Raw genomic sequence first — 15,785 nt, forward strand, 5'->3', positions numbered from 1 at the left:
GGCCGCGCCGTACAGCAGGAGCGCATCGCGGATGATCCCCCCCGTCTCAAACTGGCGCTGACCCATCAGCGCCAGGATCAGCGCCGCCAGCCACAGCACCACATGACGCAGGGTGAGCCTGGTTTCCGCTGTGTTCATTCTATCCGCTCAAATATGTAGATGGTCCTCGTTTCCCCATCCAGCACATAAATGCGGCCGGCCGCATCCACCGCCAGCCCCACCGGGCGGCGCATATCCCCGCCGGCCCACCACACCACCATGGAGCCGTCCAGCGCATACTCCCAGACCCGGCCGCGGTCCGGGTCCGCCATATAGAGCCGGCCATACGGCGCGATGGCCATCGCCGGCGCCAGGAAATCGCTGGCCCAGGGCACCGCCCACTGGCGCAGGACCGTACCCTCGCCGCTAAAGACCTGCAGGCGTTTGTTCAGCAGGGTATCGGCCACAAAAATGCTCCCGTCGGGAGCTACCGCCAGGTCCGCCGGCTGATCCAACTGGCCGATGCCGGCCCCCTGCATGCCGAAACTGCGCACCAGCTCGCCGGAAGTCGACAGGATCACGATGCGATTGGAGCCGGTGTCGGCGATGGCCAGCTCGCCGGCCGGCGTCCAGGCCAGCCCGCGCGAGCCGTACAAGCCGGCCGTTTCGCCCAATTCCCCAGCGGGTTTCCCGTTCGCGTCGAAGCGCACCAGCCGAGAGCGGCCGGCGTCCATCACGTACAGGCCGCCGTCCGGCGCCGGCGCCAGATCCGCGGGGTCCTGCAGGAGCCCCTCGCCCCACCAGGCGCGGAAGCGGCCGCCGGCATCGAAGACCGCCACCGCTTTTTTGCCGGCGTCCGAGATAAAGACGTCCCCCTGTGGTCCGACGGCGATGTAGCGCGGCTCCTGGAGCCAGCGGGCGGCCGGCCAGGCCGCCAGCAGTTTCGCCGATACTTCCTCCACATCCTCCATGGCGACGGCCGGCGGCGTTTCCACCGCCGGCGCGGGGGCCTGCTCCGTCATGGTGAAGGCCGGCAGGGCGCCCTCCGGCATCTTCGGCACCAGGTGCTGGGCCGGGATGGCCTCGAACTGTCCGCCCGGCGGGTGCCACTGCAGGCGCATCATGGTATATCCGCCCGGCTCGCGGTAGCGCACATGGATGGGATACACCCCCGGCTCCAGGTACACGTTCACCCCGTGGTAGCCGTGCGGCGCCTGCATGCTGTCCAGGATGATCTCGTCGTTCAGCTCCACCAGGGCGTCGGAGTTGGAATCAATGGCGATGAGGTACGTGCCGGCCTGGTCAATCTTCAGCCCGCCGAACCATTCCACGCTGAAGGGCGCAGGGAGCGGCTGGATATGCCAGCGGAAGTTTACCTGCCAATCCACCCGCCCGAACACCGGCACCCCGGACCACTCCAACCCCTGATAGTAATAGCCGTACAAGCCGTTCTGCAGGCCCGGCAGGATATTGAGCGCCTCGCGCGGGATGGGCTGGGGCTGGCCGTTCGGCGGCGCCCAGTCGACGCGCACCTCGCCGCCGGCCGCCGCGTCGGCCACCAGGCGTATCGGGTGCCAGCCCTTGACCAGCAGGCGCTCCTCGCTGACCTCCCCGCCGTCGGGCAGTTGGATGGGCTGGTCGTCCAGCACCAGCGAGGCTGTGCCGGTCGAACGGAGCACAAAGGTGTACACGCCGGAATAGGGGATGAAGACCTGCCCGCTCCACTCGCCGCGCGCCGGCCCGATGCCGGCCCAATCATCCCATCTGCCCGCCAGCGTGTCAGCCCGCTCCTCTTTGATGAGCGCGCCATCCGTCCCGTACAGCTTCAGCCAGACGCCCTGCATGGCGTTGACCTCGTCCTTCGATACCTGGTAGACGAACAACATGGGGGCGCCGGAGGGGTCGTTGTACCAGCGTATCTGTCCATTGGGATACCAGACCGCAAACAGCTCCGGCGGAGGACAGAACTCCGGCTCCATCACGTACAGCACATCGCGGTCCACCAGGCCGCGCACCGGCAGGTCATCCAGCGGTTGGAAGGAGCGGTGATAGGGCGCGTCCGGGGCCAGGAAGCGCACCGTGGGATGGCCGACGTAAATGGAATAGAAGATATACTCGTCCTGATGGGCCGCCACCATGCGGGCGGTGAAGGCCTCGCGAGCGTTATAGCTGTGGAAGACATCCGGGTGGCGCGGTTGGCGCACGAAATAGATGTCGAAGTTCAGGTAGGCGCTGTAGGCCAGGCCGGCGACGACCCCCACGGTCAGCAGGGCGCCGGCCGCCCGCTCCAGCGCCGGCCGGTTCATCTGCCGCAGAGGCCTGAGGAGCACATCGGCGGCCGCCGGCACCGCCAGCGCCGTCATCAGGAAGACGGCCGGGATTGTACCGATAGAGCGCAGTGACTGCGGCGCCTCAAAGTCCAGCGAGAGAATGCCGCCGCACAGCATAATGCCGAACCAGCCGGCGATGAGCAGTTGGCGCGGGCGGTGCAGGCGGGCCAGCACGTAGGCCGCGCCCAGCGTGAGCAGGGCGCCGGTGACGGCGTCCAGCATCGGCTCGCCGGGCAGGTTATGCCGGCCGTTGCGGTCCCCCTGATAGTTGAACATCAGGAGATGCTTGCGGATGTTCGACTGCAGGGCCTCGATCGCCTGTTCGCGCGTCTTGCCCGTGAAGAGGGAGGTTTGCTTCGTGCGGGCGAAGAACTCGTCGCGGTGCACCCAGGCGTACTGGCCGATGGGGGCGAAGGCAATCAGGCTGGCCAGGATATATATCATGACACCCTGCCAGCCGCGCCGCAGGAATCCCCGCTCCAGCAGAGCTTTGGCCGCCAGGAAGAGGACGATGACGAAGGGGAAGAGGCGAAACGGCGCGTAGAAGCACAGGCCCAGCCCCAGCATCAGCCCGCCGGCGGCCAGGCGCCGGCGCGAGCCAGTGCGCAGGCCCTTCAACAGCCAGTAGGCCGCCAGCACGGCGAAGAAGGGCGTAGTGATGCCGTGCATGCCCAGCCGGCTGAAGTTGATGCACCAGTGCGAGACCGCCACCATGCCGGCGGCCAGTAACCCCACCCATCGCCCACCGATCTCCCGCCCCAACAGCCACATCCCCAGGATGGTGGCCGTGCCGAAGAATGCGGTGACCATCCGCAGGGCGCCGGCGTTCACGCCGAAGAGCCGGAAGGACAGCGCGATCAGGTACAGGAAGTGGGCCGGCAGATTGGTGGACGCCACATACAGCGGGCGGAAGTCCGGGCGGGTCAGGATTTCCCTGGCCCACACGGCGTTATCCGACTCGTCGAACCACACCCCATACGGGAGGGCATCCACGCCGTAAAAGCGCAGGACCCCGCCGGCCGTCACCAGGACAAAGAGCAGAAACAGCTCCCCGCGCATCGCCCGCGCCCGGCCGGCCCAGCGCCGCACGCTCTCGCGGTTCGGGGGGCCTTCCATGACCAGGAAGGCCAGCAGGAACAGGGCCATGCTGGCCAGGTAGAGCGCCCAGCCGGCGTTGTCCGGGGCATTGGTGCCGAAACGCCATAACGCCAGGATGATGCAAAAGATGGAAAGGCCCAGCAGGGCCAGGCCGGCCAGGCGCCGCGCCGGCGGGACCGCTGTCAGCGGCGCTGTCGCCGGCTCTGCGGCCGGCAGGCGCCGCACCGCCCAGGCGAAGAGGATCATAGCCGCGCTCATGAGCAAGACGGCGCGCGCCATCTGGCCGGCGGCGAAGAGGTGCTGGCCCCAGCCGGCCAATGCCAGCGCGCCGGCGGCGATGACCCAATCTATCCACTCCACCACAGCCGCCAATGGCCTTGCGGACATCCCTCCATGCTCGTGGGTCAGCGGCGCTTCTCCTTCACATCCTACTGGCGCGGCAGGACCGGGAACTTCATCACCCGGTGGTTGCCGGCGTCCGCCACGTAGATAAAGCCGTTCGGGTCGGACGCCAGGCCGGTGGGCAGGTTGAACGACTTGGCGTCCGCCCCGAAGGTGCCGAAGCTGGCGATGAACTTGCCCTCCAGGTCGTACACCAGGATGCGGTAGCCCTCCGGGTCGCTGATGTACAGCAGGTCATCGGGGCCTACCGTCAGGTACGGCTTGTTCAGCACCGATTCCCCTTCCCAACTGTAGATATCCCAGGCTTTCAGGAACTGGAACTGGGGGTCAAACTTCTGCACGCGGCGGTTCCAGGTATCCGCCACATAGATATTCCCCTGGCGGTCAATGGCGATGCCCACCGGTTCGTTGAACAGGCCAGGGTCTGCCCCGAAGCCGCCCCACTGGCCCAGGAACTCGCCGTCGGGGGAGAACTTCTGCACGCGCTTGTTGCCAGTGTCGGTGATGTACAGGTTGCCCTCGGGATCAATGGCGATGGCGCGCGGCCCCCAGAAGACCGCCGGCGTCCCCAGGGTCCCGTCGGTCGTCCCGAAGAAGCCCCAGCTCTTGACTGGCTCGCCGGCGGAGGTGAACTTCTCGATGCGGTGGTTCCAGGTATCCGCCACATAGACCATGCCGTCCTTCCCCACGGCGATGCCCCACGGCTCCTGGAACTGGCCAAGCTCCGCGCCCTGGCTCCCCCACATGCGCACGAACTGCCCATTGGCGTCAAAGACCTGCACGCGATGGTTGTCGGTATCGAGCACGTAGATGGAGCCGTCCGGCCCCACCGCCACATTGCGCGGGTTGGTGAACTGGCCCTCGCCGGCGCCCGGGCCGGCGCCGATAATGGCCACGCTGTAGACTTCCCGCATTCCTTCCAGGTAAATGTCGGCCGGCATCTCCACCACCTCGGGCGGCTTGGCGCCGAAGTCCCACACCTGGTCGGCGATATCGCGCCGCACGAAGACGGCGAACTCATGCCGCAGGGGCCATTCCGCCGGGTCGTAATCGAACTTGCGGTAGAACCAGGCGTTCCATAGCCTCTTCCGCACCTCGGGTTTGGCCAGTTGGGCCAGCAGGTTCTGCCGCGGCCACTCCTTGTAATCCTCCAGGGGCCACCAGATGAGCTTATAGGTGAAGCGGTAGTAGCGGTTGCCCAGGAAAGGCTTGACCTTGTCCCAATTCTTACTGCCGGCGATGACCACCGGCAGGTCCATCACATCCTTGTGCGGCTGGTCACCGTAATATACCGCGTTGGGGAACTTGCGGAAGTACCATTCCAGCGGCCAGGTCGAATCGTCGTCATATGAAAAGCGGATGGACATGTCGCCGTAGAGCCGGCGCGACAGCTTCTCCAGATCGCCCACCACGATCTTGATGTCGGGCGTGGCATGGGCATAGACCAGGTGCTCGGTGGCGTAATCATAGTTGATATAGTTGGCCATCCACATGGCGCGGATGGTGAAGAGGGAGAGCAGGATGAACAGGGCGGCGAACAGCGTTTGCAGGCCGGCGCGCGCCCCCATGCGCTGGAAGTACCAGACCACAAGGGCCACCAGGCCGGCGCCCACCACCAGCGCCGCCAGCCATCCCAGCGTCTCGCTCAGATGGGCGATGTCGCGGCCCTGGAACGGCCGCAGGCTCAGCAGTTTCGCGGCGGCGAAGACCAGCAGGACGGAGGAGAGGGCGAGGATCGGCCCCCCCTCAGACCACAGCTTGCGCAGGTCTGCGGAGCGGAAGACGCGCTCCACCAGCCAGCCGGCCAGGATAATGAGCGGCAGGGCCAGGTGCACCATCAGCCAGGGCATTTTCTCGCCGGCATAGCTGTAGGCGAAGATGGTTGCCAGCGCCCAATATATGGCGAAAGGCATGAACAGCCCGCGCGCCCGCACCACCTGCGCATCGGCGCCGGCTTCCACATCCGGCCGCGGCAGGAAAACGATATAGACCACGATGGCCGCCAGCCCCAGCAGGAGGGGCAGGAACTCATAAATGGGGAGCACCACGCCGTAGTAGTACCAGGGCTGGGCGCCGCGCTGGACGCCCTGCTGTTCCAGCCAGTAGCCCAGGGAGCCCATGATGCCGGTGGCGAAGCCCTTGCCGTTGGTGAAGAAGGTGGTGTACAGCAGGGTGAAGATGGCGTAGAAGATGCCGGCGGCGATGGGCCACTCGCGCTTCCTCCACCAGATGCCCAGCGCCGCGGCAAGGCCCTGAATGACCAGGAACACGATGCCCGAGCGCAGGATGCCCTGGGCCGAATAGTCGAGCGGGTTAAAGCCCAGGATTTTCACCACAAAAGCCGAGGCCATGGGCAGTGCCAGCGTGCCTACCAGCATCGTCACATCGAACAGCGCCGAATCGGGCGGGAAGCGCCGCGCCTGCAGGATCTCGATCAGGGTCACCACCGCCAGGAAGAGGCCGACGATGAGCACGAAGATGTAGGCTACCTCTTTGGTGCAGAACATGAAGGCCATCGCGGCCGCCATGCCGTACAAGTATTTGGCCTGCCGGCGCTCCAGATAGGCGAACATCAGGGCGATGAAGATGACGTTATAGACCAGGATGTAAATGTCGTTGCGGATATAGCGGGCATAATAGGTGATGGACGGGGAGATCAGGAACATGAACGATGCCGCCAGCGCGCCGATGCGTCCCAGCCAGCGCCGCATGAACCAGGGCAGTGCCACCAGCACCACCCCGAAGAGCGCCGGCACCAACCGGGCGGTGAAATCATTGTCCCCGAAGAGGAAATAGACCAGGGCGTTGGCATGGAACAGGAACGGCCCGTGCATCATCGGGTCATGCTGATAGCCCTCGCCGTTGTACAGCTTGTAGGAATAGACGGCGTGCAGGCTCTCGTCATGGCTCATGGCGCGCCAGCCCAATCCCCACAGGCGTGTGGCCAGCGCCAGCAGGATCAACAGCAGATAGAGCGTCTTCTCGATGTCCCAGCGGGTCGCACCCAGGATGGGCCGCTCCAGCCAGTGCATCGTTCGGGTCATGGTATCGCGCATGGTGTCATCCCCTCGCAGTCATGTATGGTGAGAACGCCAGGGCCTCAGCGCTGGGCCCAGAAGATGATGGTCTCTTGGGGCGGGGACGCCGGCGGCACGCGGGAAACCAGCCAACGCGCCAGCGTCCATCCCTCCATGCCGGCCGGCCGCCAGTCACTGTACACGGCCATATCCTGTCCCACGAAGCTCTCCCCCAGCGGCGGCTGAAGGTTCCCCGGCGTAATGACGATGGGGAAGTCGCCGGCGCTCCCGAACCGCCGCACATATTCCACCCGCCGGAAATCGCGCAAAGCCCACCGCAACCATTCCACCTCGTCCCCCACCAGCAGGATAGGGGCCGAGTACGGGTCACCCCGCACCTGACTGCCGTAGCGCTGGGCCAGCTCGACCATATCGCGCACGCCGGCCTCCGCCCGCGCCGCGGTCAGCAGGTCATGGCGCGAGACGTCTGCCAGCAGGGAGGAGAACCAGGCGTTGTGCACCAGCAGGAGGATGCTCCCGCCGGCGGCCAGCAGTGCCAGCCCCCGCAGGGCGCGCCGGCGCTCTCCCCATACCAGGACGACGCCCGTCACCACCAGCAGGATGAGCGGACAGGCGACGACCGCCAGCAGGAGGGAGAGCAGTTGGCCGGTGCGGGCATAATGGGCAAATCCCAGATAACCGAATACGCCCAGCACGGCCCCTACCAGCAGGATCAGCCATTCCGCCTCTTTGAGCGCCTCGCGCGCTGTCCATTCCGCCAGCTCGCCCAGGGCTTTGCCGGCCAGCAGGGCCGCCGGCACCGCCAGCAGGGCCAGGTCGGCCGGCCGCCAGCCTCCGGAGACGAGGGATAACACCAGGCCTCCCACCAGCCACCAGCCGGCGAACAAGGAAATGGCATCGCGCCGGCGGATGCCCATGACCAGGCCGGCGATGCCGAACAGCAGACCGGCGGTCTCATACAGGACCAGGGACCACAGCACCACCAGTGGGCCGTAGCTCTGCGGCCCCCAGGCGAAGCCGCGCCCCCATGCCGGCAGAAGGTCCGCCGCCGCGCCCAGCCCGTCGAAATTGAGCAGAAAGGCGGTGCCCAGCAGGAGGAAAAGACCGACAAAGAGCAGGCCGGCCTCTCGCCACAGAGCGCGCTGGCCGCGCAGTTCTTCCCAGCGCCGGCCGGCGGAGGCCCAGAATCCCTCCATACCCAGCCGCCGGCGCGCCCCCCACAGCACGATTGCCCCAGTGATGAGGAGCAGGAGCACGCTGTAGAACATGGGGGAGGAGAGCAGGCCAAATGCCAGGGCGACTGCCCCCCAGCGCATCTCCCGCCGGCCCCCGCCCTCGCTCAGCCGGCAGAGGGCAATCAGCAACAGCAGGCCGGCGAACAGGGCCGCCGTGCGGCCGTCCAGAGAGCGGGAGGCGGCGAGCAGAGAAGGGGAAAACGCCAGCAGGAGACTGGTCATCAGCGCGGCGGAGCGGCCCACCTGCCGGCGCAGGAGCGCCGGCAGGAGCGCCAGGGCGGTGCCGAAGAGCGCCGGCCACAACCGCGCCGTGGCGTCGCTGGCGCGGAACAGGGCGAAGCAGACGATGTTGGCGGTCATCAGCAGAGGGCTGTACGGCATCAACGCCGGCGACTGCCCATGGGCGATCTGCCACGCCCGCCAGGCCTGCACGGCCTCCGCCGGCGACAGCGGCCAGGCATCCAACTGCCACAGCCGCACCAGCAGGGCCGCCAGGCCGATCGCCAGGTACAGCACCACCTCCACAGTGAAGGCCTTCTGCCATTCCGCGGGAATGGATTCAGCGCGTTCCGGTGCACGTGCTCGTGCGCTCATGCGGTCATTTCCCCCGACGCTGGTAAATTCGCACCCCATCCTGGTCATAGACCAGGTCCATGAACAGGCCGAACTTGTCGATCATGGGCTGGCTGAGTTGGAATTTCTCGCGCTCCAACTGCCCCACATACACATACGTGATGTCGTACTTCTCCAGCAGGGCGTTGACCTGCTCGCGGTCCATACCGCGGTAGATGGCCTCGATATCCGGCTCGCGCCGGCCCGGCTCGTCGTAGCTACCGCGCCACTGCAGTTCGTGCCCACCCCAACCCAGCAGGGTGGGGATACCGGTCATGGCGGAGATGCGGCCGTACGGAGTATAGGAACCGCCGTGTGCCTCCAGGATGACCGCCGGCTCCCGCACATGCGCGTTCAGCCACTGCACCGCGGCGTAATCGGCCGGCCAGTACTGCGCCGCATAGGCGATGCCGTCCAGGGTGGGCTTGCGCTGGAAGCCCTCCGCCCGGTTCGGCGCCGCCAGCACGGGATAGACCATGCCGGCGGCCACCAGCGCGATCAGCCCCACCAGGAAGGCGTTTTGGAACGCCAGCCGGCGGGTGCGGTTCAGCACGTAATAGACACCGTAGGCGCCGGCGATGGCCAGCATGCTCCAGGCCTGGAAGTAAAACTTAAAGATGGTATTCATGCGGGTGCCGAAAGTGTCCCGCAGATAGACATATTCCACCACGAAGGTCAGCCCCAGGCCCACCAGCAGGATCAGCAGGGCGTACATGGTCGGCCAATCGGTCTCCTCGCCGGCTTCCTCCAGCCGGCGCCACAGCACCAGCGCCGCCGCCGCCATGAGCAGGGTCAGGCAGAGAGCCAGCCAGCGCCCGGTGATGATGGAAAGCGCGGCTAACAGGATGGCGACCGCACCGATGATGGAGACCGCGCTGCGGGACAGCCGGCCCGTGCGCCAAGCCGCCGGCAGGCCGGCGCCGACAGCCAGCACAAAGGCGATGGCGATGAAGACGAAGGGCCCGAACATCACCAGATAATGGGCGATGCGGGTCTTGGCCCACAGGGAGAACGCCGGCCCGCCGGCCTGCGACTGGAATCCGAGGTAGAAGGGGATGTACAGGATAACGCCGGCGGCCGCCAACATGATGCCCGTCCCGAGCACCTCCTGAAGCCACTCCCGGTTCAGCGCCCGATGATGTACGTAACTGCGCAGGGCAAAGGCCAGCACCATCAGCACGCCGTACACCGGGAAGTCCCATGTGTTCATGAAGGCCATCCCGCCCAGGCAGAGGGCGTACAAGAGCGTCAGCGGCCCCCAGCGGCGCAGGCCCTCGTGCACCTTCTCGGAGACCAACAGGTTCAGCGCCAGGGCCAGGAGCATCAGACCAAAGGGCAGGGCCAGCACATGTGGATGGATATCCCCCAGCATAAAGCTGAAGAAGGGGAACTCATCAATGATCTCGATGGGGTTCCCAAGGGGGTCGTAGTCCTGCAGGACGCGCGAGGCGCGCCACCACCACAGGTAGCGGCTGGGAACAGCCGCGCCGCCTGGCGGCAGGGCCGCCAGGTCGCGGATGTCCAGCCACTTCCAGAAGCCGGCGCCGCCCACCCCCCAGGCGTGGAGCAGTTCGAAAAAGCCCTCCAGATTGCCCATGATGGCCAGCAGGAGGCTTCCGAGCAGGCCGTAGCCGGCGGCCTGCCCGAACGATTCCCGGCCGGCGCGCCGTTGTGCCAGCGCCACCAAATTGTACGCCAGGCTGAAGGCGCCGGTGATCGTCAGCGCGAACAGGAGCGCAAGCCCCAGGTTGAAGGCGATGTTAGACGGCAGACCGGAGAGCCGGATGAGCATGGAGAGGATGAGATAGCCGAAGTAATAATAGCTGATGGCAAAGCCGGAGAGCCAGGGGTCCGCCGGCGGAAGCCGGGGACTGCGCAAGATGGCGTTGATAAAGGCATATTCCATGAACTTCTCGCCGCCGGCGGTGGCGATGTCCGGGCTGTAGGCGCGGTAGAGCGCCCAGCCGGCCAGGCCGGCCAGGAAAAGCCCCTCGACCAGCAGGACCAGCTTCTTTTGCCGGCGCAGGAAGGCCCACAGCGTCTCCTGCCCCGCTTCCAGTGGGGCCAGGCCCAGCTCACGCCGGCCGACATACACCGAGACGACAGCCAGCACCGCCAGGGCGAAGAGCACGCCCCCCAGGCTGTTGCGCAAGAATCCCAGACTGCCCAACAGCCAGAAAACGTAGCCGGCCAGCATCAGTCCCAGGGGACGCGCGAAGGCATAACCGCGCTCCGGCAGACCCTTGAACACATGGAATGTCAGGGGAAGGGCCAGCAGTCCGACGAGCTGGACCGCCAACCACCAGGCCAGTACGGCTCCCATGTCACCTCCTGCAGTCAGCCAATATAGCCGGCAAAGCTTAAAATCTCATGAAAAATATCCATCTCACCCCAATAGACGCAAAAGCCCCCAGGCGTTACGGCCTCAATCCCACAATCCGGGGATGGTGCGGCCGGGCACGGCGTAAATCACGGTGTGCGGGTTGCGGTACACCTCCTGCAGGATGCCCAGGCGGGCCATTTCCTCGAACTTGGCGATGCCGGCCGGCGAGTATACCCCCGGCGCTCGCTCGAGTTGGCCGATGTAAATCAGCGCGATGTCCAGCCGGTCAATCACCGCCTGGGCCTGCGCGATATCGGGCGAGTCGAAGAGCCGGCGCGTCAGGCCCTCGCGCTCGCCGACCATTTCGCCGTAGCGCTGTTCGTTCTGATGCATGCCCACCAGCGTGGGCAGGCCGGTATACGTCGCCACGCGCAGGCCGCCCTCCCGATAATACCCGATGCCGGCCTCCGCCACCACCGGCGTGCCCCGCACGTGCTCCATCAGCCACCGCAGGGCCTCGTAATCATAGCGCAGGTCAATTTCGTAGGACGGGTCAGGCCAGAAGAACTTCCCCACGGTCATGAACGCCATTCCATCCAGGGTGCCGATGGGCGGGGTCGCGTTGGGGAAGCGGTCTGTCACGCGCTGGGGCACGGCCAGGGGCACAAATAGGAACGAGGCCGCCAGCAGGAGCACCAGGCCGGCCTGCCAGATGCCGGCCCACGCCGGCGACCAGCGCTGTCCCACCTGTTCCCATATGGACGGCAGGGCGGCTCCCAGCGCTACACCCAGGAGCACCCATGCCTGGATGTAAAACTTGAAAAGGGTGTTCATGCGGTAGTGGTCGCCTCCCTGCAGGAAATCCCGCAGGAAGAACACTTCCACCCCCAGCAGGATGAGGAAGCCGACGAAGACCAGCAGATTGACGAAGTCCTCCTGCGGGCCGGCCCGCCGGCGGCGGAACAACAGGCCCCCGCCGATCAGCACCAGGACTGCCAGCGCACCGGGCCAGTACTTCAGCAGTGCCAGCGCGACGGCCGTCAGCAGGCCGATGCCCAGCGCCAGGCGCTCGGTGTGATAGAGCGGGCTGGCCTCGCGCACCAGCCGGCGGCCCAGGGCTTCCAGCCGCGGCAGAACGGTCCAGTGCTCCATGATCATGCGCACCCAACGCAGGATCGGCACCCGTTCACCGCGCCGGCGTAGTTCCACCAGGTAATAGCTCAGCGCCAGGAAGAGGAAGCACCCCCAGATGGTCAGCCACTGCCAGCCGTCGGTCCGCCCCCTGGTCAACCCGATGCCGACACTCATGGCGGCATAATGCCGATAGAAGGGGAGGTACAGCACATAGCACAGCACGGCCAGTCCGCCGGCGAAGACCGCTGTCTTTGCCAGCGCCAGCCGCCAGTGCGCGTCCCGCCCGACCCGCAGAAGATATGCCAGCACCGCCAGGCCGATGTACGTCGGCAGGTCCCAGGTGTTGATGGCGCCCAGCGCGCCGATGAGCAGGGGCAGGGCCAGCCAGGAGGCCAGCTCGCCCCAGCCGGGCAGATAGGGGGCAAGCACGGCAACCGCGCGCCGGCCGGCCAGCTCCCCGGGCACCGCCGGCCGGCACAGCATGTTCAGAACGCCGGCCATGGCCGTCAGCGCGAACGCGATGGCGATCATGTGCGGGTGCAGGTCCGCGAACAGGAAGCTCCAGAAGGGAAACTCGTTGATGGTATTCGTGATGACCCGGCTGGGCGCCCAGTAATCGAATGGCGGCAGGCGCGCCCCGCGCGCCAACTGCACCAATCCCGGGATGAGCCGCACCAACGGCTGGAGGCCGGGGATATTGCTGGTAAAGGTACTGCCGCCCAGACCGCCGACGGCGCGCTGAAGCTGGGCGAAGGCGGCCAGGTTGCCCATCACGGCCACCAGCGCCGCGGAAAGGAGGCCGCCGGCGATGCCCCGGCGCCAGTCGCCCCGGGCGCGCCGCAGGCCGGCGGCCAGGGCATACCCCACCCCAAAGGCGCCGCAGACCGTCATGGCGAAGAGGGTCGGCACGGCCAGGTTGAACGCCACGGCCGGCGCGATGCCCGTCAGCTTGATGAGCAGGGACACCAGATACAGGCCGTAGTAATAGTAATTGATATAACCGTGGGCGAAATAGGGGTCGTACGGCGGGAACCAGGCCGATTTCAGCACAGCGTTCAGGAAGGCGAATTCCATGGGCTTCTCGCCGCCTGTCCAGGGCTGCCACAGGTCCGGATTGAGGAGCCGGATCAGCACGAATGCGCCGTAGGCGAAGGCGAACAGCCCCTCGATGGTCAGCAGGAGGCGCCACCGCCGGCGCAGATGGGCCAGGAGGGGTTCCCGCCGGCGCCAGGCGATGGAAGCCGACAGGCCGGCCAGCCCCAGCGCAAAGAGCGCGATGATGGGAGTTCGGTTCTGCGTCAGGCGCAGGCTGGCCCCCAGCCAGTTGGCGTATCCGATGCACAGCAGGGCCAGGGGCTTGCTAAAGGCCCAGCCCCTATCCGGCAGGCGGTCGAACACCACGAAAGCCAGCGGCGCGGCGATGAGGCCCAGCAGGACAACCGCCGCCCACCACACCAGGACAGCGATGCCGGCATGCCGGCTGGCCAGCGCGTTCCAGCGGAAGTCGTCCACCACCGGCAGTTCGCCCACCGGTCGGTCGAGCAGGAGGGATTTGCGCGCGGCCGGCCGCTTGCCGGCCGGCCCCTTATCCCCCACCCAGCCGGGGATGGCCCCCTCCCATTTCCCGCCCAGCTTCTCCCATATCTCCTCGTCGGAGAGCGTCCGCACCTTTTTGAAGATCAGCGGCTTGGGATGGTCATAGACCGTGAAGCTCTCATCGGCATGGTCATCCACCCAGACCAGCGGTCCCAGGCGCGGGTACGACGTAAATGCTTTGACCAGCTCGAACCCCAGCTCGCCGCGGAAGAGCAGGTCGTAATAGGCGATGGTCATGGGATAGCGCTTGGGCAGGCGCGGGATGGAGCCGTAGAGCCGGTTGCTGGCCAGGATGATGTAATCCGCCTGCTGGAGGGCGGTCTTGATGATCTCGTACTTCGCCGGCGTGTCCTCCTCATAGAGCGGCAGGGTGATGTGCTGATAGCCGTGCGCGCCGCTGTTCATGCCCGGTTCCCGCAGGGGCTTGGGCAGTTCGTCGTCCCAGTGCTCCACCGCGATGACCGAGCCGTCGGGGACGTTCTCGTATATCCAGCGCGAGGCCTGTATCCAGGTGTGCGGACGGGTGTAAATGGTGGAGAACGCCAGGGCATAGACCGCCGTCCAGGCCAGCGCGACGGCGATGAGCGCCGGCCCCAGCCGGCCCCAGCGCGTGCCGGCCAGCCGCTCCGCCAGGGTCGTCAACAGCGCCGCTCCCAGCAGGCCCAGGAAGGGGGTCAGGATGACCATGTAGCGCATGAACTTGACCATGAAGGCGCCGTTGATGAGAAAATAGGGTACCACCCAGGCCAGCATAATGTACTCGCCGGCGGCGGCCCGCCCCCGCACTGCCCGCCAGACTGCCCAGGCCAGGCCGGCGAAGGCCGCGATGCCCAGCGGCCATCCCATGGCCCAGCGGACGTGTTGTTCGATCTGATACAGATAGGGGATCGTGCCGCGGTACTGCCGCGTGAACGGCCAGTCCACCGCGCCGCGCACCATGCGCCCCTGTTCGCCGATATTCTTCAGGAAACTCTGGTAATCGAGGATGGCGAAGGGGTTGGTGACGGCGAAGACCAGCAGGGCGATGAGCACTGTGCCGGCGGCCCATCCCACCAGCGCCCAGATGCGGCGCGCATCCATCCTGCCCTGCCGGCGCTCCATTTCCAGACGCACCAGCGGCGCCAGCGCGACGGGCATGAGCACCGGCGCCGAGCGCACCAGGGAGCCGATGGCCAGGCCGGCGGCCGCGCCGGCGAGGAGAAAATGACGCGCCTTGCCGGTATGCACGCCCCGCACCGCCAGCCAGACTGCCATCACCACGAAGGTGGCCATGATGGCGTCGAAGGCGGCGAAATGGGAGAGCTGAATGTGCTGGACGGTGAAGGTCTGGAAGGCCGCCGCCAGCAGGCCGGCCTTTTTCCCGAACAGCTCCTTCGCCAGCAGGAAGACCAGCAGGATGGTCAGCGTGTCGAACAGGGCGGAGATGGCGCGGCCCACAAGCTGGATATGGTCGTAATCGGCCCACGTGCCGCCGTCCGCCGGCGGCGAGATGTGGGACAGCCCCTGGGCCGCGGCCGCCATCAGGTACAGGGGGAAATGGCCGTAGGTGAACGCGCGCGCTTCCCCGACCTCTGAAGAGGAGCTGGGGGGCCAGCGGAAGGGGTTGAGCGTCGTGCGCAGGGGGTCGAACAGCACCCGGCTGTCCGCCGGCCAGGTGATGCTGGTGGCCACCCAGGTGATGTGGCGCTCGTCCGGGTGAGCGTGCTGAAACTCGTCCCAGTTGAGCCGGTACAGCCGCAGGCCGGCGCCGATGAGCAGAAGGATGACCAGCGTCAGGCGAATCCAATCGCGCTGATGGGATGAAGACGCTCCGTTCACCTGCACGGCGCTGTTCCTTTTCCGCAAAGTGGACAACATCGCCGCGATTATAGCATCGGGATTATGGCGTGGCAAACCGAGGGACTGGGGAGGCGTTAGCAGATTCTCAACGGTTTCGGGTGGAGAGGCTGTCGGCCGGCGGGAGTTCAGCGTCACGGGGTTTGCCGGCATCGCGGGCCTGCTTCCGCCAAGCATAAGCGGGTACAATTTGCCAAATCTG

The 15,785-nt window shown here is 66.5% G+C and carries 6 protein-coding genes; all 6 read right to left on the reverse strand.

Annotation, left to right across the window (positions count from 1 at the left end; all coding sequences use genetic code 11):
• Window positions 1-138, reverse strand: a 138-nt coding sequence (locus H5T60_03715; protein ID MBC7241538.1) for a hypothetical protein, incomplete at its 3' end; no start/stop codon positions are given.
• A complete protein-coding gene (locus tag H5T60_03720) occupies window positions 135-3,794 on the reverse strand; it encodes a glycosyltransferase family 39 protein (GenBank protein MBC7241539.1) in 3,660 nt (1,219 codons plus the stop codon). The genes H5T60_03720 and H5T60_03715, both read right to left, overlap by 4 nt.
• A gap of 41 nt (window positions 3,795-3,835) precedes the next feature.
• Complete coding sequence (locus tag H5T60_03725; GenBank protein ID MBC7241540.1) at window positions 3,836-6,865, reverse strand: TIGR03663 family protein; 3,030 nt, start codon at window positions 6,863-6,865, stop codon at window positions 3,836-3,838.
• Window positions 6,866-6,909: 44 nt separating this feature from the next.
• On the reverse strand, window positions 6,910-8,676 hold the full coding sequence (locus H5T60_03730) for a glycosyltransferase family 39 protein (protein MBC7241541.1): 1,767 nt from the start codon (window positions 8,674-8,676) through the stop codon (window positions 6,910-6,912).
• Window positions 8,677-8,680: 4 nt separating this feature from the next.
• Window positions 8,681-11,017, reverse strand: a complete 2,337-nt coding sequence (locus tag H5T60_03735) for a hypothetical protein (GenBank protein ID MBC7241542.1) — start codon at window positions 11,015-11,017, stop codon at window positions 8,681-8,683.
• Between the two features lie 102 nt (window positions 11,018-11,119).
• Window positions 11,120-15,571: a glycosyltransferase family 39 protein gene (locus H5T60_03740; GenBank protein ID MBC7241543.1), complete on the reverse strand. Its 4,452-nt coding sequence runs from the start codon at window positions 15,569-15,571 to the stop codon at window positions 11,120-11,122.
• Window positions 15,572-15,785: the final 214 nt, after the last annotated feature.

The organism is Anaerolineae bacterium (genome assembly GCA_014360855.1).
In the GTDB taxonomy this organism is placed as follows: Bacteria; Chloroflexota; Anaerolineae; order JACIWP01; family JACIWP01; genus JACIWP01.